19 protein-coding genes are annotated in these 16,382 nt (G+C 53.8%); 14 read left to right on the top strand and 5 right to left on the bottom strand.

All coding sequences use genetic code 11. The annotated features are described in order from the left end of the window. Nucleotides 1-90: 90 nt before the first annotated feature. The 8 genes from ACR0IM_RS11645 to ACR0IM_RS11610 all read left to right on the top strand — a co-directional run bounded on the left by ACR0IM_RS11645 (nucleotide 91) and on the right by ACR0IM_RS11610 (nucleotide 6,919). On the top strand, nucleotides 91-261 hold the full coding sequence (locus ACR0IM_RS11645) for a hypothetical protein (RefSeq protein ID WP_480641305.1): 171 nt from the start codon (nucleotides 91-93) through the stop codon (nucleotides 259-261). After that, nucleotides 258-611: a hypothetical protein gene (locus ACR0IM_RS11640; RefSeq protein ID WP_480641306.1), complete on the top strand. Its 354-nt coding sequence runs from the start codon at nucleotides 258-260 to the stop codon at nucleotides 609-611. The genes ACR0IM_RS11645 and ACR0IM_RS11640 overlap by 4 nt, the downstream gene beginning before the upstream one ends. Beyond that, nucleotides 608-1,465 carry a DUF7146 domain-containing protein gene (locus ACR0IM_RS11635; protein WP_480641307.1) on the top strand — a complete coding sequence of 286 codons (858 nt, stop codon included), beginning with the start codon at nucleotides 608-610 and terminating at the stop codon, nucleotides 1,463-1,465. Before ACR0IM_RS11640 ends, ACR0IM_RS11635 begins: the two co-directional genes overlap by 4 nt. After that, nucleotides 1,462-2,976: a YfjI family protein gene (locus tag ACR0IM_RS11630; protein WP_480641308.1), complete on the top strand. Its 1,515-nt coding sequence runs from the start codon at nucleotides 1,462-1,464 to the stop codon at nucleotides 2,974-2,976. Before ACR0IM_RS11635 ends, ACR0IM_RS11630 begins: the two co-directional genes overlap by 4 nt. 3 nt (nucleotides 2,977-2,979) lie before the next feature. Beyond that, nucleotides 2,980-3,378, top strand: coding sequence for a hypothetical protein (locus ACR0IM_RS11625; RefSeq protein WP_480681996.1), 399 nt, complete (start codon nucleotides 2,980-2,982; stop codon nucleotides 3,376-3,378). Nucleotides 3,379-3,607: 229 nt separating this feature from the next. Next, on the top strand, nucleotides 3,608-4,507 hold the full coding sequence (locus ACR0IM_RS11620) for a hypothetical protein (RefSeq protein WP_480641310.1): 900 nt from the start codon (nucleotides 3,608-3,610) through the stop codon (nucleotides 4,505-4,507). Between the two features lie 665 nt (nucleotides 4,508-5,172). Further along, a complete protein-coding gene (locus tag ACR0IM_RS11615) occupies nucleotides 5,173-6,009 on the top strand; it encodes a hypothetical protein (RefSeq protein ID WP_480641311.1) in 837 nt (278 codons plus the stop codon). 292 nt (nucleotides 6,010-6,301) lie between these two features. After that, on the top strand, nucleotides 6,302-6,919 hold the full coding sequence (locus tag ACR0IM_RS11610; RefSeq protein ID WP_480681994.1) for a hypothetical protein: 618 nt from the start codon (nucleotides 6,302-6,304) through the stop codon (nucleotides 6,917-6,919). Nucleotides 6,920-6,975: 56 nt separating this feature from the next. Here the strand turns inward: ACR0IM_RS11610 and ACR0IM_RS11605 are convergent, their stop codons facing one another. From ACR0IM_RS11605 to radC, 3 genes are read right to left on the bottom strand one after another with little or no spacing between them, the layout of a single operon-like run. Continuing rightward, nucleotides 6,976-7,515: a hypothetical protein gene (locus ACR0IM_RS11605; RefSeq protein WP_480641313.1), complete on the bottom strand. Its 540-nt coding sequence runs from the start codon at nucleotides 7,513-7,515 to the stop codon at nucleotides 6,976-6,978. 13 nt (nucleotides 7,516-7,528) lie between these two features. Then, nucleotides 7,529-7,924 (bottom strand): thermonuclease family protein, encoded by a 396-nt coding sequence (locus ACR0IM_RS11600; RefSeq protein ID WP_480641314.1) that lies wholly within the window; start codon nucleotides 7,922-7,924, stop codon nucleotides 7,529-7,531. Between the two features lie 49 nt (nucleotides 7,925-7,973). Beyond that, nucleotides 7,974-8,912 carry a RadC family protein gene (gene radC / locus ACR0IM_RS11595; RefSeq protein ID WP_480641315.1) on the bottom strand — a complete coding sequence of 313 codons (939 nt, stop codon included), beginning with the start codon at nucleotides 8,910-8,912 and terminating at the stop codon, nucleotides 7,974-7,976. A gap of 274 nt (nucleotides 8,913-9,186) precedes the next feature. On the opposite strand from radC, the gene ACR0IM_RS11590 reads away from it, so the two are divergent. Further along, entirely contained in the window at nucleotides 9,187-9,906 is a 720-nt protein-coding gene (locus ACR0IM_RS11590; RefSeq protein WP_480681993.1) for a hypothetical protein, read from the top strand. 32 nt (nucleotides 9,907-9,938) lie between these two features. Here ACR0IM_RS11590 and ACR0IM_RS11585 read toward each other — a convergent pair whose 3' ends face one another. Next, nucleotides 9,939-10,355 carry a DUF5675 family protein gene (locus ACR0IM_RS11585; RefSeq protein ID WP_480682116.1) on the bottom strand — a complete coding sequence of 139 codons (417 nt, stop codon included), beginning with the start codon at nucleotides 10,353-10,355 and terminating at the stop codon, nucleotides 9,939-9,941. A 436-nt stretch (nucleotides 10,356-10,791) separates the two neighbouring features. On the opposite strand from ACR0IM_RS11585, the gene ACR0IM_RS11580 reads away from it, so the two are divergent. The 5 genes from ACR0IM_RS11580 (at nucleotide 10,792) to ACR0IM_RS11560 (ending at nucleotide 15,923) form a co-directional block, all read left to right on the top strand. Further along, the gene (locus tag ACR0IM_RS11580) at nucleotides 10,792-11,217 is read left to right on the top strand and encodes a hypothetical protein (protein WP_480641318.1); all 426 of its coding nucleotides are present in this window, start codon (nucleotides 10,792-10,794) and stop codon (nucleotides 11,215-11,217) included. Continuing rightward, a complete protein-coding gene (locus tag ACR0IM_RS11575) occupies nucleotides 11,208-11,447 on the top strand; it encodes an HGGxSTG domain-containing protein (RefSeq protein ID WP_480641319.1) in 240 nt (79 codons plus the stop codon). Before ACR0IM_RS11580 ends, ACR0IM_RS11575 begins: the two co-directional genes overlap by 10 nt. Beyond that, on the top strand, nucleotides 11,444-13,381 hold the full coding sequence (locus ACR0IM_RS11570) for a transglycosylase SLT domain-containing protein (protein ID WP_480641320.1): 1,938 nt from the start codon (nucleotides 11,444-11,446) through the stop codon (nucleotides 13,379-13,381). Before ACR0IM_RS11575 ends, ACR0IM_RS11570 begins: the two co-directional genes overlap by 4 nt. Next, complete coding sequence (locus ACR0IM_RS11565; protein ID WP_480641321.1) at nucleotides 13,378-15,360, top strand: hypothetical protein; 1,983 nt, start codon at nucleotides 13,378-13,380, stop codon at nucleotides 15,358-15,360. Before ACR0IM_RS11570 ends, ACR0IM_RS11565 begins: the two co-directional genes overlap by 4 nt. Nucleotides 15,361-15,662: 302 nt before the next feature. After that, entirely contained in the window at nucleotides 15,663-15,923 is a 261-nt protein-coding gene (locus tag ACR0IM_RS11560; RefSeq protein ID WP_480641322.1) for a hypothetical protein, read from the top strand. A gap of 160 nt (nucleotides 15,924-16,083) precedes the next feature. On the opposite strand, the gene ACR0IM_RS11555 is transcribed toward ACR0IM_RS11560, so the two are convergent. Continuing rightward, on the bottom strand, nucleotides 16,084-16,347 hold the full coding sequence (locus ACR0IM_RS11555) for a hypothetical protein (protein WP_480641323.1): 264 nt from the start codon (nucleotides 16,345-16,347) through the stop codon (nucleotides 16,084-16,086). Nucleotides 16,348-16,382 lie beyond the last annotated feature (35 nt).

Genomic DNA, 16,382 nt, shown 5'->3' with positions numbered 1-16,382 from the left:
GGGCACGGGGCATTTCGTTTAACAGTCTGTGGCAGGACTTTCTGAAATGTAACGTGTTCTGACCTAAAGCGCAAGCTTGAGGACATGAGCATGAGCTTAAAATATCTCTCAAACGACAAACACAGCGACCCAGAAAACCTGTTTGGTGCCGCGCCGGTGTTCACCCCCGACAACGACAACAACCCGCCGCGTGACCTGCTGCGTGACTGCCCAATTGTGGCCCTGCACTGGTACGGCCTGAACGTGGAGGCAGCGCAATGAGTAGTCTGAAGCCTCCCCAAAACACTCTATGGGTCACGTCTTGGCGTGACCTCCCCGCCCGGATCGGCATGGCAAAATTTGCTGTCACGGATCAATCGGGTGAAACGCGCACGTTCTACGTCCGCAAGAACAAGCGGCGCATTTTGGAAACCTTGATGCGACGTCCGATGTTTTGCGCCAGCCCTTGCAGGCTGTCCCATTTCATAATGGGCCTGCGTGATGAGCAGGGCCTGAACATCGAAACCGAGTGGTTCGACAACGATCCCAAAACCGGACGCGAACGCTACGGCATCTACAAGTTGTTGGACAAGGTGACCCGGATCGACGGGCAGGAAAATGGTGCGTCATGAACGGGCAAGACCTGACTTACAAACTCGGTGGTGTCTGGCGCAATGGGAAGGGGCAAGCGCCCTGCCCTGTCTGCCAGACGGAGCGCCGCAAGGATCAGAACGCACTTTCCGTATCGGAATCGGGCGGCAAGTTGTTGTTGCATTGCTTCAAGGCCAATTGCGATTTTCGAACCATTGCGGACGCGGCCAACATTCCGGCCAGTTCTGCGCAGGTTGATCCGCAGGCCCAGCGGGAGGCGGATCAGAAGCGCCGGGAATACGAAGAAAACAAACTTCGGCAGGCACGCGGGATCTGGGAAGCATCCCGGCCCATCGAACGAACCAAGGCTGAGGCGTATCTACGGGGGCGGGGTATCACCTGCCCCCTGCCGCCGTCCTTGCGGTTTGCACCAGACCTGTTCCACGGCCCTTCCACGTCGTGGTGCATGGCAATGGTCGCGGATGTGACCACCGGAGGCATTCACCGGACGTTTTTCGATAAGCGGGGCAACCGCCTGCCGAAGAATGCCAAGATGATGCTAGGGCCGTGTGCTGGCGGCGCTGTGGTGCTGTCTGAGGCCGTGGGGCCGTTGGTGGTGTGTGAGGGCATCGAGACCGGCCTGTCTCTGTTATCGGGGCTGCTGGACGGCCCTGCGACGGTTTGGGCCACGCTCAGCACATCGGGGATGAAGGCCCTGCGCCTGCCGGATCGACCAAGGGATTTGGTTGTTGCCACTGATGGTGACGACGCCGGGCGAGAGGCTGGCCATTCACTTGCAAAGCGAGCCAGCGCTCAAGGGTGGCAGGTTTCCATGCTGAACGCGCCAGTCGGCAAAGACTTCAACGACATTCTGAAAGAAGGGGGCGCGATATGACAGTGATCCAGCCCAAACCATTTATTGAAGAAGGCCCGCAACCTCTACTGCGGGAAATCCCGCGCGGCGATGAATACCCGGTGGATGCGCTGGGGCCGCTCAAGGGGGCCGTAATGGCAATCCAGCAGGCCACACAGGCCCCGATAGCGATTGCGGCGCAGTCGGCGCTATCTGTGGCGTCTCTGGCCGTGCAGGCGCATGCCGATGTTGAAACCCTGGCTGGGTATTCACCTACGTCGCTATTCTGCCTGACCGTCGCACAATCCGGCGAACGGAAAAGCGGTTGCGACAAGCTGGTCATGAATGGTCTGCGAGAATTCGAACGTGAACAAACAGCCCAATACAAAGAGGACATGGCGGACTGGCAGCTTTCCCAAAAGCTGTGGACCGCCAAGCGTGACCGCCTTTTGAAAGAGGCATCCAGCAGCAAGCCAGACAAGGCATTAGCAGCCGAGGCTGATTTGAAGGCCATGGGTTCAGAACCTGCGCAACCCTTGTCGCCTAAACTGACGGCATCAGAGCCGACGATTGAGGGGTTGGTAAAACTCTACCTTGTCGGTCAGCCCAGCTTGGGTCTGTTCTCGGATGAGGGCGGCGGGTTTCTCGGTGGTCACGCCATGAACTCAGATAACCGCATGAAAACCGTCGCGGGTCTGTCCAAACTTTGGGACGGCGAACCGCCAGACCGAGTGCGCGCGGGTGACGGAGCAGTGACCCTCTACGGACGCAGACTTGCAATGCACTTGATGGTGCAGCCGGTCGCGGCACGGCCCCTGCTTTCAGATCCGATTGCGTCCGGCCAGGGCTTCTTGGCCCGGTTCCTGATAACTGAACCTGTCAGCAATATCGGTGCGCGCTTGAATCGGCCAAGTGCCGAAGTAGCGGATGTAGCGAAAGTAGCGATGGCCGGACGCCTGAACGCACTTTTGAGCCACCCCAAGCCGGTGGATGAAGATAAGCCTCAAGAACTCAAGCCAAGGACGCTGCACCTGTCCAGCGCGGCCAAAGACCTGCTGTTTGATTACTACCGGGCAACAGAACTGTCACAGGGAAATGGCGGCGATTTCGAACACGTCAAATCCTTTGCGTCTAAATCCGCTGAACAGGCTGCTCGGATCGCCGGGGTTCTTACGCTCTGGCATGATGTGAACGCCGGTGAGGTATCAGTTGAAGCAATGGCCGATGCTATCAACCTAGCACAGTTCTACCTAGGCGAAGCCAAGCGACTGGCCGAAGCTGCGATGATAACGGAACGGGTCGAACAGGCCGAGCGCCTACGCAAGTGGATTGTTGACGGCTGGCCGGAGCAGGCGCTGAAGCTGGGTAGAGACGCGAACACAATCCTGCCCCGCGACGTTGTACTGTACGGCCCCAATTCAATGCGAGAAACGGCGCAGGTTAAATCGCTGCTGTCGGTTCTATCGTCTCACGGCTGGCTTCACCAATTAGACGCCGGAACCGTGATTGACGGGGCTAGTCGCAACCTTGCCTTTCGTATCGTCAGGGGGTGAGTCATGGCTGCTTTTTTCGATACCCGCGCCGCATTGGCAAAAATCAAAAATCAGCAGGCTACCCCTGCTACATCCGCTACATCCGCTACACAGGGAGGTAAATCGGGGTCTCATGTAGCGGATGTAGCGGATGTAGCGACCCCCATCGGTCAAAACTCAAAAAATCAGGTGGGCCAACTGTTCCCACCTGAGACGCAGCCGAATAACGCGAAAAGTTTGCGCGAAAATCAGGATCGGAGGTCGGTGCCTGACAAGGTCGGTGTGGGCGGCAGGCCTGTCACGTGGACCGGCAAAGTAGTCAGCCTGGATGAATGGCGAAACCTGCCTGAATGGGAACGGCACGGCCCGAACGGTAGAGTGTGGGACGGGAACAAGCGGGCATGGGTTACAGATGGCGCATGAGGTCATACACCTCTGCAGGTTTTTTACAGACGGTCTATGTCTGTTTTGTAGGTGCATTTCCGGTCGGTTTGTACGCGTGCGACAAGGGGTCATAGCGGGCGAATGAATGACCTATCGGCATAGGCACTCAGACCTTTGTTCACCCAACGCGAGACGACGAAATCTTTACAGGTCTACGGGTGTCTATAATCTGTTGCGAGACAGCATCTTTGCATTTGGATCGAAGTTTATGGATTTTGACGCCTACATTTTGGAAATTAGGGGCAGAGCGAAAGCTTATGCCAGACGCGCAAAGCAAGATACTTTGCTGACAATTGGAGCAATATTTGCTTGCATCTTGGTCTTTGTTAGCTCGGATTTTATAGCCGAAAGCATCGATGACCTGAACAAATCGGACCTAGAACAACTATCGGAAGAAGTTGCGACAGATGCCGTCCGAATAGTTAGGGATAGATTTTTACCAAACCTAGGTCAGGAGGAAAAAGTTGCTCCGCCGTTAGTTGAGCCATTGATTGGGGTAGATGAGAATTCGCCGCTTGGAAAACCGCAGCAGCCGCTTCGAGAAACTATGGGACTTTTCGACCCTCTCCCCGACTACAATGCCGAGATACCCGACCAACTTTACGTTGCAAAGATTGATGCAATAAAAGCATTTGAAATTGCTAAGTTAGAAAACCAACTTCGCTCTGAGATTGAACGAGAGGAAGTTGAAAACCAGTTCCTATCAAATTACGACAAATTCAGCCTCAATTGGTTTGTTGCGGAAAACGACTACAATCTTGGTTTGGAAACGATACAAGCCGAGCTAAATGCCAAAGTTGAGCAAACCAGACAAAAGGAGGCGCTTTTCCAAACAGTCATTTCAATGACAACAAAAATCGGTTCGCTTTTGCTGCTTCTCTGGTTGGTTAGGATTTTCAATTCCAGCCGTCAAAGAAACGAAAATGCATCGCAATTCTACACCGCTCTTGGTGACGCCGCTATCCTGTCGAAGGATGACCCTGACATGTCGTTGATAGATGCTTTGCGTTCGCTCCTTCCACCCGATGCACGAACCGTGGTTAGTAGCACAGCGCCCGCTGAGGATGTCATTGCCATCGCTTCGAAGATTCTAAAGTCGAACTCCTAGTGCGTTTCGTGTTCAATTTTCTAGTTACGAGTTGAGCTAAGACCAGCTACCTCATGATGGTCTCCTTGAAATTTCAGGGATCAAAGTTTTTGATGATGCTTCAAAGCCAAATGCACGAGTTTGGAGTGATGGCACGACGCGCCGAACTCGTACCCCCTCGTTGAAATCGCTAACCCCCATCAGGCGCGCCGCGCTCTTTTGGTACCCGCTGGCTCTGTCTGAATTGTGTCTGAAAGAATAATTCCACCACATACGGGGAACCCCCAATATCGCGGACACGCATAGTTCGTTAGTTTTGAGTTAACGGAGCAATCACACACAGCTCCGAGACCCCCAGAGCTTGAGGGGCTGGCTTTACCCCCTCGTCCAGCCCCTCGCTCCACCTTACACATTCAACCATTTGTGAGACGGTGGTTTCTCCCCCAACCACCTTGGGTGAGAAGCCCTACTAGTATAGCACACATCCAGTGTCGTGACTTTCCACTATATCAGGGGAAGGTTTGACGTTGGTCGGCCCACGACAGTCTGCTGACATTCCCGATGTTTGACGGAAGCTGCCGGATGTCTGCTGTGGAGCCCAAAGTTCTCCACCTACGCACTGCAGTGAACTTCGGCTTACGAAGGGGATTGACGAGCCAGCGTTCTTAATGCTCGCTTGACCTACTATGATTGAGCACATTGTCGAAACCGTTTCAGGCGCGTCTCCGATTACCGTGGGGTTGATGTGCGGTGGTTTCTTACTATCCATTGCAGCCTGGGCTGAAAAGGAAGCTAACGACGAGATAAAAGCACACCTAATCGAACGAATTGAAAGATTCGTTTCATATTCGACCATCTCAGACATACGGGATATTGTCACCTCAGGCTTCGATGTGATCTTTGGGCGGCACCCCTTTACAATTCGCTTCATCGTTTCATCAACGCTCTTTACGACAGCTTGGCTGGTGTTGATTAGCCTTTTTGTCGCTGCTTACTGGCACACGACCGATAACCTAAGTGAAAGCGAGACTCTACTTTACATAATCAAGGACATTTTGAGCTTCAATTCAGATGCACAATACTGGGTGTTAGTGCCGATTTTGGTGGTGAACTACATCGGAGACTTTCTTTCGATCATTGTAACGCGAATACTTGTTTCCCGTGTCCAAGGCCTCATAAGTCTGCTTGGATTGTTAGTGGTCGATGTCGCCTCCAGCCTCCTAATATACCTCGTAAGCTTCAACAGCGTCATGACGGCATTTGGAGCAAGAACTGTATGGGGGTTCGAAGAGGTGCTTGGAGTCATCTTGTTGAGGGACTCGGATGCTGGTCCGGAGCTACTGCTATCAACGTTTAGCACAACATTCTGGTTTCTTTCTATCGCGCTTGGGCTATTGATCTTACAGTTAGCCAAGCGGTTCTTTAAGTTTCAAAACTACAAAAAGCGGCCCTTTTTTTTCATAGGGTACTTATCGACGATACCCGCTTTTTTATTTGGCACATTTGTTGCTATGGCCTTTTGATTTGTGTGCGTTTGCTCTTGGTTCGGCGTACACCGCCTGAGCGAGGGTTTCGTTGATTAAATCAAAGCGCCAGAGAGGTTTTCTTCGGACCCGTATAAAAGCCGACATTGGAGCAACCGCAGCGAAGTTCCGGTTTGTCCCGCACAACTGCCGTTGGTCCCGTTGGGACAGGCCGCAAGACAGACAGAAGTCGGCGGATGGCTGCTCTGAGCCCAAATTGAAGGGTACTGCATACGGCGCTAATGTCTGCTATCGGGTTTGTAGGCCGATTTGAGTGACGGGGGTGGTTCACATGAAGGTTTCGAAGGTTGTTGTATTCTTCCTTTTTGCACTCCTGTCTTTGAGACCGGACACAGCCAGCGCTTGGACGTGTTCTTTTCTTGACCGGTTGTTTCATCTGAACAGTCAAATTTCTCAAACTGAAGCAGAGATATTGCGTGGTAAATCCCTCCTGTTTGCTGAGCACCTAAGTACTCGACGCGATGGTGAGTTTTTGGTGTTCGGCCGTTTATTTAAGAAAGCCTCTAGCCCATTCCTCCATGAAGAACAGCTTGAGGGAATTCGAGCGCTTTATTGGCCACCTTCCGAGACAGTTCAGATGCCCAACCGGATAGAGTACACGTATCATGACGCCTATCGCTTTGAAGGGCATCAGCTTTTGGGCGGGTTACTCATTCCCTTCATGGCGGAGGATATCGACGCGCGTGTGTCAATATCGTCAGAGTATGAGGGTATTGTCGACTTGATGCCACCTGCAGATAGCCACGTTGTCGGGATTTTGCGTCGATACCAGAATGGCAAAAGGGTAGAGTTGACGACTTCGCCGTGCCCGACATTCTTTTCAATATCGCCTTTAGAGCAGGCTGACCTCCTAAAGTGCTTGGCCGAAGGAGCTTGTGAACAAAGCTGACGTTAGACGAGCTCTGTTTTGGGTCCGCTTTGTCCGCACAGCAGACATCGGTGCGCCTACTGGCTCAGGTCACCGACGAGGTCAACCTTGGCTTCTATATAGTCTTTCAACTCTTTTACTGCGTGGACCGCGCCACCCAGCACTGGATTTGCAGCCGCTATTGCGGACTGCAACGAACCCAGAATTGAGTTAATCAGTTTTAAAAGGTACTTGAGAACTTTCCGCACTGGACGCATGAGAAGGCCAGTGAGTTCTTCGCGCTCTGACGCTCTGACAATCTGCTGTGACGATGATGAAAGTGTATTGATTTTGTAGGTGAGGTTTTGACCGCTCAGTCCGTGATTGACTAAAAGGTCTTCGCTGATTTCACTTATTCCTACCTTTATGTCCCCAAAGGCGTTTCGTTCTACCAGTTCGTTGAATGCCGGTCGCAATAATTCGGCGTCATCGTCAAGGATGCCGCCAAAGAAGTTGGGCATCAGTTCGCCGTTCACCAAACCACTCATGAACGTTTCTAACTGATTGCTAAAATCGATCAGGTAATTCCGAGATTTAATAGTGTCTGGTGTGCCTTCAATTTGAATATCAAAAAGCATCTAACCTTCTCCCTTATTTGCAATAACTCGCCCTTCTCAATCTGGACCGAGCAGAAGCTACCTCTAGGTGCCGATATCGCCCACCCGAGTATCGGGCGCAGTCCAGTGCGTGGCCTGCAGCGATTACAGCCGCGCCAATGTCCTGTCCGTCAGCGTAACACACCCCTACCCAGCGGTCATAGGTTCGCTCGCCGCTCAGGTCGCAGGATATCGACTTACCGCGAAGGAAATTGACCACCCAGCGCTTAGCGTCCTGCCCGGATATTGAATCGAGTTCGGGTGCATCAACCCCGTTCAATCTAACCGGCGTCCCATCAACAACAATGGTGTCAGCGTCACGGACATGGAGGGAACCTGCTGCGGCAGACGTGGCAAGTGAAAGGACAGCGGCAGCAAGACAGTACTTCATCAATCAGGGGATCACTCAAAAAAGAAAGGCTTGCTATCGAGGTATTCGGCTAAACACCCGTTAGCAACCCATGTGCACTGAAAGAGTATTCTTCTTTCTTCCCAATAATAACGTGGTCATGGATCTGAATGCCCATAGTGTTGCAGGCATCCTGTATACGTTCGGTCATGAGAATGTCGGAGTTACTGGGGGTCGGATCACCTGACGGGTGATTGTGAACCAGGATCAACGAGCTTGCGTTCAGTTCCAGGGCGCGTTTCACAACCTCACGGGGGTAAACTGGCACGTGGTCAACCGTTCCCTTGGATTGTTCCTCATCGGCAATCAGGACATTCTTGCGGTCGAGATACAGAACACGGAATTGCTCGATTTCACGATGCGCCATTGCGGTACGGCAAAAGGTCACGAGGGCTTCCCACGATGACACCACATCCCGCTTAATCACTTGAGCCTGCGCCATTCTGTGCCCAAAGGCTTCGACAACCCGCAAATGGTAGTAGACCCAATCGTTAGCCCCCTCCACTTTCAGAATCCGGTGCTTTGAGGCCGCAATTACTCCATTCAGGTCACCGAACTCCGCAAGCAGGCGTTTGGCCAGCGGTTTGACGTCAATCCTCGGAATTGCGTTGAACAGCAAAAGTTCCAGCAACTCGTATTCGGGCATCGGGTCATGGCCACCCTTCAGAAACCGTTGCCGCAATCGCTCACGGTGACCCCAATAGTGTGGCCGCTTTGCGCCGTCGTCTCCTTTTACCAAACCACCACCAGCAGTATTCTTGGGTGAAAGGCGGTCACGGTTCACATAGCCTGGAGAATATGCAGGTTCGACGATTGCATCCGGTGGTGGCGTACGTGCTTCCAGATCCTCAAGACCCTTTAAAGCGTCCTCTGAAAAGCCGTTCTGCCCATCGAATTTGACCAACTTGCCGAACCTCTTTTTGTCCCGGCCAATAACCTCTTTCAGTTGGTCTAATATCTGACTTTTCATTGCCGCTTCCACCACTCCAATCCTTCCGTTGAGATTGGCCGTAAGGTGGTTAACGAGCGGTAAATACTAGTGAGGACTGCACCGACAAAACAGAGTGCAAGGTGATCCTGAGTTGCGGAGTAATCCTCACTGCCTTCGAATGGTAGGAGCCAAAAATTTGACAGACTTTGGTTGTGAAGTAGAATGATACGCAACCAATAGGTTGAAATTGTCTTGAACTAAAGCACGCATTTTGGAGTGATACTCAACTAAAGTTTTCCAAGGTAAGAAGTTAATGTTCCGCAAGTTTTTATTTTTCGCATTTGTCTTTCTGGCTGGTTGCTCGGATTATTTTTTGAGCAGCAAGGAGCGAGAGTTGTATGGCGATCCCTCTAGTCACAACACACTTAAACCAGAAAACGCAGGGAGTTTGGTCGAAGCGGCTCGAGAAGCAAACATGCTTGCAGAAGCCTATTTTCGCGCTGGAAGAAGTTCGCAAAAGGCTCAGGATGTTGTCAGCGGTGCTGTAATACTCACGGCTGCGTCAGTCGTAGCGGGAGGGGTAAAAGGTGCGTCTGACACTGCCCTTGCCAATCGTGGACTGGCGGCAGTTGGATTGCAGCAAACTGCCGCCAGAGGTTTGAACAAAACCTCTATCGAGAGCATTTATGACGGCGCGCAAACATTAAACTGTGTTGGTGGTGTAGCAACAATCTACTCAAAAAACTCAAAATATGCTGATTCCAAAGTTGCCGCAGAAGTTACACTTGCCGTCATCCGCGAAGTTCGCATAACAGTATACCGTGGCTTGACACGTGAACTGGCGGACTATTCCACGTTTATCAATGCATTCAAAGCATCCTTGCCGGGTGAACAAGGAGTAGCGGGCACGCGTCAGAGGTTCTCGGTAAGAGATTCCACAGCAACGCCAGAAGATTTGCTTGAATACCTAGGCAAATTGAAAGGTTGCGTGACTCACCAAAAACTTAGCTCCGCCAACGATCCCAAGGAATAGCTGCACACAAAGCACAAGACTGAATTGTGTGTTCAAGGCTCCCCCTCGATGACTAGCCAGGCATCGTCAATTCTTTCGCCTGCATCAGTTGGGAAACCGGGCAGATTGGTTTTCATATACCTAATCAATTCATCAAGATGAATGTAACTGTTCGTCCCGCTTATGTCGTCGTCAGGGCCAGCAATGCTCTTGGTCAAATTTATGCAGCCAATAGTTGCTTTGAAGCCAACCCCTCTGTGGATTAGGATTGCAGTGCGTTTTCCTGTATCGTGGACATAGACTCCTGGTCTAGGTCGACCATCACTCTTGTAGTCAATTGTGTGATATTTCGAAGTTGAAAACCCATGAGTACCTAGCTGGTATGTGCCTTCTTGTATTCTTCTGGAATTCGAAACGCCTGAGCTACTGTTGTCCCCAGGGCCTCGCGGCTCCACGGACGCCCCTGTCATATTTGGCGATGTAATTGGAATACCATCCAGAAAGCACTTGTACTCTCCGACGGTTCGATACCTACGCCCTGGACCTGAACCTTTAGATTGAGTTCGTTTTCTTTCAATCAGTATTACGAAACCACTTTGCGGAATAGTCATTTATCACCCCTAAACAGCTCTATAGTAGATCAAATCAAAATAACTCCGAATATCGTGGTCTAGTTTACTGCGTGGGTCAAACAATAGGTTGTTCTGTCCACAGTGATGGAAAAAACCTGTTTAATCAGCGGGCAACCCTACTGAAGCAATGGAAAGTCGGCCCTAAAATCTAAGGAAATCTCCTAGTTTTACAGTGATGTTTTGGCACCGCACAGTTACCATACGTTCACGACTTGTTCTTGCTTTGTATGGGGTAATATGATACCGTTAAATCAGGTAATAACGGGGGCTTGCGATGCAGGCGGCGCAGGAAGAAAAGCAGGATATTCGGGCAAAGGCCGAACGCATATCGCTCGCGCGTGAATTCGGCCAGGACAAGTTCGAAGAACTGGCCGGTGACGCCGCAGAACTGATCTGCAGCGGGTTGGTCCAGTACTGGCGTCTGGACGGCACTATTGGCATTTTCACTCTGAGCCATATCCAGAACGTTTGGCATGTGGAGGCACACTTTTCGGGCGATACCTGCGAATGCCCCGATGAAGACCTGAAAGCCATCGTCAACGCCTTCTGGGACGAAGAAAAACCCGAGTACATCACGGCGGTTAGCCCCACTGACTGGCCCAATATCTGGCTACATCAGCAAGTGGGTTTTCAGCAAACAGGTGTGCTGCCCCTTTCGGATGGCCCTGCAATCATGTGGGGGTGGCGCAAATGTCATTGACGGAATCACGGATCTGCGGCGCAAAACTGCGCGACGACACCCGTTGCATGAATGAACCCATGCCAGGGAAGACCCGTTGTCGCCTGCACGGAGGCGCATCAACAGGAGCAAGGACTGCGGCGGGCCGCAAACGGCAATCAGAGGGTGCAAAAGCTCGCTGGGCAGAAATCAACAAAGCACTGGCCCTGATGGAAACCATGGGCCAGGAATCGAATGAGGTAAGGCAATGACGGGCACCAACAAGCAGCCGGGTTTCGTCTTCGGGGGCGATACTGGCGTATCGTATGATGATTTGCAGCGGAACCGTCAGGTTGTGAACGCCCTTATGGCGAACTCAAACCGGATGCCGCAAAACCTTGGCGAAGGGTTACACGCTATCGGCAACGCCCTAATGGTGCGCGGACTGAGCAAGCAGATTGAGCGCAGCCAGGCACAGGGCCGTGAGAAAGCTACAGGTCTCATTGCTGCAGCCCTTTCTGGGCGACAGCCATCTAACCCCACTTTCGGCGTCTTCGATTCATCGAACCCCGGCGCGGGCGCTTCTTTCGCACGGCCACGTTCCGAAGCGCAGGAAATCGGTGACGCGACTATGGCCGCCCTTGGCAAGCCCGACGCCATGTCGATGCAGGGTGTGTTCGAAAGTTTGGAACAGCAGCACGGCCTGCCTGCCGGGTATCTAACCCGTACGGCGCAAATTGAAAGCGGCGGGAACCCACATGCTCAGAACCCGAAATCGAGCGCTGGCGGAATGTTCCAGTTCATCGACAGCACGGCACAACAGTACGGATTGGCGGATAAGACAGACCCACACGCATCGGCACGGGCTGCGGCGCAACTGGCAGCAGACAATGCGGCCCATCTGCGCGAAGTCTTGGGGCGCGACCCCAGCGCGGGTGAGCTATACCTTGCCCACCAGCAAGGCGCGGGTGGTGCGGCTAAGTTGCTATCCAATCCCAACGCAAGCGCTGCAAGCATTGTGGGGGATCAGGCCGTCGCCCTAAATGCCGGTGGTGCAGGTGTTACCGCTGGCGACTTCGCAAATCAGTGGGTCAACAAGTTTGGCGGCGGTTCTCCGCAACCCGCACAACCTCATCAGCAAGACTACAGCGCCTTCTATGAGGCGCTTTCAAGCCCATGGATCAATCAGGGTCAGCGGGCCATGTTGATGGCGGAACTAGAGGACCGCAGGGCGGCGGATAGCAAAGCCTATGACCAGTGGGCGCAGGCAAATGACCCGCTGCGTCAGATGCAGCTAAAACGCGCTCAGATTGAGCTTGAGCAGATGCAGAACCCGCAGCCAGACAAGACTACGCTAATGCAGAACTATGACGCTGCTGTTGCTGGTGGCTATGAGGGCGATATCGTTCAGTATCAGACGGATATCAAAAAGGCTGGTGCAGCTCAGAGCAATATCACCGTTGGTGGTGGAAACGCGCCGATTCCTGCATATCCAAAAGCCCCGAACGGGTTCATGTACGTACGCGACCCGGCCACGGGGCAAGTTGTCCTGAATGAGCAGGGTATCGCGACAATGGCCCCGATTGTTGGCGGACCAGAGGATACAAGCGCAGCAGATGCCAAAGCCGCGCAGGCAGCGGCGCAGGCAGAAGCCAATCGAAGCAGTGTAGTGGTGGAAACCTCGCAGGAAATCCGAAAGATGCTAAGGAGTGGCGGCTTTTTCGACCTTCCCGAAGTCGGGGTCATTGGCAGCAAGTTGAGGCATATCAACCAGGAATCGGCAGACATGGCCGGGATGCTCGAAACCCTTAAGGGCATGGTGGTGTTCGACCGGCTGGAAAAGCTCAAGCAAGCCAGTGCAACCGGCGCAAGCGGACTTGGACAGGTGACCGAAAAGGAAATCGACCTCTTAGGAGCCCAACTCGGTGCACTGAAACAGGACATGTCCGAGGAGCGCCTTCTCAGCACGCTAGATACCGTTGAGAGTGTATTCGGCAAGCTGTCCACGGAGGCAGAGGCGTACCTTATGGGCCGGTCTGCGGACTTGCCGACTGGAAACACGCAGCGCCTTCCTTCGAAGCAAGCGGCGGGGGATTTCAACTTTACCACCATGGAAGTTGGGGACCTGAACAATATCGACATAGACAGTTTGACGCCTGCCCAGCAACAAGCCCTGTCCCTTCGCTATCAGGAGTTAGGATTTTGAGTAACGACCCAATCGCAGCCCTCAAGCTGCGTCAGTTGAAAGCGCGGCAGGCAGCAGCCCGACAGGCGGCGCAAAACCCGGATATTCCGTCAGGGGACGGCTCTACTGTCGCCCCTTATGACCCGTCTTTGTTTGAACGGGCCATGACCGCCCTGCGGCAAAGCGGGATGGTGCCCCGTGCCAATATCCGCGACTTCGAAAGCATCGGCGCAGGTGTCCGCAGCGCGGCAGATACAGCCCTGTTCGGGTTCGGTGATGAGGTAAGGGCCTTGGGGGAAACTCTGGGTCCGGTGGCATATGGGATGCCGCCCGGTGTCATCCCACACGCGACCGACAGCTTTAGTGAAAACCTTGCCGAAGAACAGGCTCGTTCCCAGGCGGCACGGGCTCACCATCCGACCGCTTCAACCGTTGGCGACGTGGCGGGCATTGCAACCGGCGCTGCCGGAATCGGCAAAGCTGGGCTGAGTCTGGCGGCTAAGGCTTCGACGCCGGGTAAGGCGGTTGCGGGTTCTATGGCTGATGGATTCGGATATGGTTTGTTGGCTGGCGCTGGTCACACCGATGGCGACCTGACGGAACGCGCAGAAGGTGCCGCCTTAAGCGCAGGCATCGGCGCGGCCACCGGCGGTGCTGCTGCAGGTGCCCTTTCTGCCGCCCCTGCCGTCAGTGGATACATCGCTCGCAGAGCTGGTAAGCCAGTTTCTCAGGCACAGGCCCGTATCGCACAAGCTCTGACACCGGAGACGGCGGCAATACTGGATGACCTCGGCCCCGAGGGGATGTTGATCGACGCCATGGGCGAACGTGGGCGCGCTCTGGGACGTGCAGCGGCCAATGCTAACCCCGAAGCCCGCGAAATGCTGGAAAGCGCCTCAGCGGCCCGTATGGCGGGTCAGAGCGACCGCTTGACTGATAGCCTTCTGAAGGCATCGCGGATGGATGCGCCGCAGTCGGTTGATGATTTGGCTCACGGCATCCGCCAAAAGACCAAACCAGGAATTGACGCAGCCTATAACGAGGCCCGCTCTTTGGGCCACGATATCGACCTGAACGCCTTTGATAGCTTAGCCAGATCCGGTATGGGCCGTACTGCCTTTGAGCGGGGGCAGAGCCTTGCCCGTGACCGCATGGTGGCTGAAGGCATTCCCGGCGATCCGTCCAACTTGGCGATACTGGATGGAGCTAAGAAAGCCTTGGATGACATGGCCCGCCCCTCTCTTGGGCAAGGTCCGACAAACGAACAGGCGATTGCTGGGATGCTGTCAAGGCAGGTTCGCGAACGGATTGATGACCTGATGCCAGAGTACGGGGGCGCAAGGCAATTAGCAGCCAGTGCCAGAACCCGAGAGAATGCCGTTAATATCGGCGCAGAGGGTGCAAAGCCGCGTGTGTCGGCAGACTATGCCCGCCGTGCAGAAAAGGCAGCAGTTGCACACCCTGACGAAGTTGCACAGGGCTACGCATCGGGCAAGATAGACCAGCTACAGAACCGCAGGGACACCCCCGGCGTTGTAGACAGCCTGTTTGGCCCACGTCGCCAGCAGGACGCCATGCAAGCCGCTTTGGGGCCGGAGGGGGCCGCTAAGGTTCAGAAGCAGATTGCCAATGAACGCACCTTTGGCAACACGCACCGGGCTTTGACGGGTAATTCCACCACGGCCCGCCAACTCATTGAGCAAGGTCTGTTGAGTGGCGTCGGCGGTGGTGCGGGACTTGCCACAACTGGTGACATTCAAGGTGCTGGTGCCGGTGCTGCGGCTATGCTGGCTGCACGTCACGGTGGCGGGGCATTTCTCAGGAAGGCCACAGCGGGCCGAGAGGCGCGTGTTGCCCCTGAGATTGTCAAAGCGCTTATGGGGTCGGGTTTGCCTGCCAACCTGCAAAAGGTAGCGGCTCAGGCCCCCAGCAAGGTCAGGGACATGATTGTCCGCGCCCTGATGCTGAACGGAGTCGGGCCTCAGCTAAGTCCAGAGTAAAGTATCCAGGCCCCGTATAGCGCGGGGCCTACAATCCCTCCCATCGCACCAAGCGCAATGAATCCATACCCCAGCCAAGACAGTTGATTTTCGGTGTCACGCAGAACGGTCAAGAACGCCCAGCAACCCAGCACAAGAATGGACGCGGATGCCATTGCAACGCAATACAGTTCGAAAATGGAAAGGTCAGCAACTGTCATGCACTCAAGATGGTCCTTGGCAGATGGCCTGTAAAGCCCGCAGGGGGAGTTAGCTCCAAATTACCCAGCAATTTCAATGGCAGTTCCCGGAAAAGGTACAGAATGACAGACCGAGAGTATGCATCAATCTGGATCGAAGAACTGAACCCGCCTTACGTGCGGGTGAACTTCACGTCCTATCCTTGGCAGAACGCGCACCGGATTGCACGGCGGGCAAACAAGCTGGCACAAAACTATTCCCGAGGCTGGCACTGCGCCTACTGCGGGGGCCTCATGCCCGAGTGGAAGCGGATCGACGCCAAGTATTGCAAGGAAGGCTGTCGCAAGATGGCAGCACGAAAACGAAAGGAATATCACCAGTGAAGATAGACGCAATAGGCGGGAAATGGATTGTACTTCCCGAAAGCAGCGATGAGGAAGCGAGGATCAAGTATATGATCCTTCATGGTCGCAGCGGAAAGCTCGAATTCAACATTCCTAAGAAGTTGTCCGGAAACAACTCCGAGACCGAAGCCAGCCCAGACTAGAACCGCTCATCAATCCATGTTTTTGTCCCTTTAAAACCCCTGGTCCATGCTGGCTCCTTGTCGAATTCGACAACCATCAACTTATCATCGTCTTCAAGGTGCTGAGCTAGGTGTGTTTTTACCTGATGCGCCGTGTTCCGGATATCAAGCAACCAAACTGACGCTTGGGTGCGAACTGCTTCTAGCCTTTCCAATTCCTTGATTATCTCATCGTAGCTGTTGCCCTCAACAACATCGTAGGTCACCAGGAAGTAAGCCATAATAAATCTCCAAGTTGAATGGAGTTGAAGCTACG

Source organism: Ruegeria sp. BF6 (genome assembly GCF_056538665.1).
Note: the sequence above shows the minus strand (reverse complement) of the source record. Positions and strands in the feature narration are given on the sequence as shown.

Bases quoted from the DNA above. Each gene is read 5' to 3' on its own strand.
- ACR0IM_RS11630 (WP_480641308.1), top strand. From the start codon at position 1,462: ATGACAGTGATCCAGCCCAAACCATTTATTGAAGAAGGCCCGCAACCT.
- ACR0IM_RS11580 (WP_480641318.1), top strand. From the start codon at position 10,792: ATGCAGGCGGCGCAGGAAGAAAAGCAGGATATTCGGGCAAAGGCCGAA.
- ACR0IM_RS11555 (WP_480641323.1), bottom strand. From the start codon at position 16,347: ATGGCTTACTTCCTGGTGACCTACGATGTTGTTGAGGGCAACAGCTAC.
- ACR0IM_RS11575 (WP_480641319.1), top strand. From the start codon at position 11,208: ATGTCATTGACGGAATCACGGATCTGCGGCGCAAAACTGCGCGACGAC.
- ACR0IM_RS11625 (WP_480681996.1), top strand. From the start codon at position 2,980: ATGGCTGCTTTTTTCGATACCCGCGCCGCATTGGCAAAAATCAAAAAT.
- ACR0IM_RS11640 (WP_480641306.1), top strand. From the start codon at position 258: ATGAGTAGTCTGAAGCCTCCCCAAAACACTCTATGGGTCACGTCTTGG.
- radC (WP_480641315.1), bottom strand. From the start codon at position 8,912: ATGAAAAGTCAGATATTAGACCAACTGAAAGAGGTTATTGGCCGGGAC.
- ACR0IM_RS11620 (WP_480641310.1), top strand. From the start codon at position 3,608: ATGGATTTTGACGCCTACATTTTGGAAATTAGGGGCAGAGCGAAAGCT.
- ACR0IM_RS11615 (WP_480641311.1), top strand. From the start codon at position 5,173: ATGATTGAGCACATTGTCGAAACCGTTTCAGGCGCGTCTCCGATTACC.
- ACR0IM_RS11560 (WP_480641322.1), top strand. From the start codon at position 15,663: ATGACAGACCGAGAGTATGCATCAATCTGGATCGAAGAACTGAACCCG.
- ACR0IM_RS11600 (WP_480641314.1), bottom strand. From the start codon at position 7,924: ATGAAGTACTGTCTTGCTGCCGCTGTCCTTTCACTTGCCACGTCTGCC.
- ACR0IM_RS11570 (WP_480641320.1), top strand. From the start codon at position 11,444: ATGACGGGCACCAACAAGCAGCCGGGTTTCGTCTTCGGGGGCGATACT.
- ACR0IM_RS11590 (WP_480681993.1), top strand. From the start codon at position 9,187: ATGTTCCGCAAGTTTTTATTTTTCGCATTTGTCTTTCTGGCTGGTTGC.
- ACR0IM_RS11635 (WP_480641307.1), top strand. From the start codon at position 608: ATGAACGGGCAAGACCTGACTTACAAACTCGGTGGTGTCTGGCGCAAT.
- ACR0IM_RS11585 (WP_480682116.1), bottom strand. From the start codon at position 10,355: ATGACAGGGGCGTCCGTGGAGCCGCGAGGCCCTGGGGACAACAGTAGC.
- ACR0IM_RS11605 (WP_480641313.1), bottom strand. From the start codon at position 7,515: ATGCTTTTTGATATTCAAATTGAAGGCACACCAGACACTATTAAATCT.
- ACR0IM_RS11645 (WP_480641305.1), top strand. From the start codon at position 91: ATGAGCTTAAAATATCTCTCAAACGACAAACACAGCGACCCAGAAAAC.
- ACR0IM_RS11610 (WP_480681994.1), top strand. From the start codon at position 6,302: ATGAAGGTTTCGAAGGTTGTTGTATTCTTCCTTTTTGCACTCCTGTCT.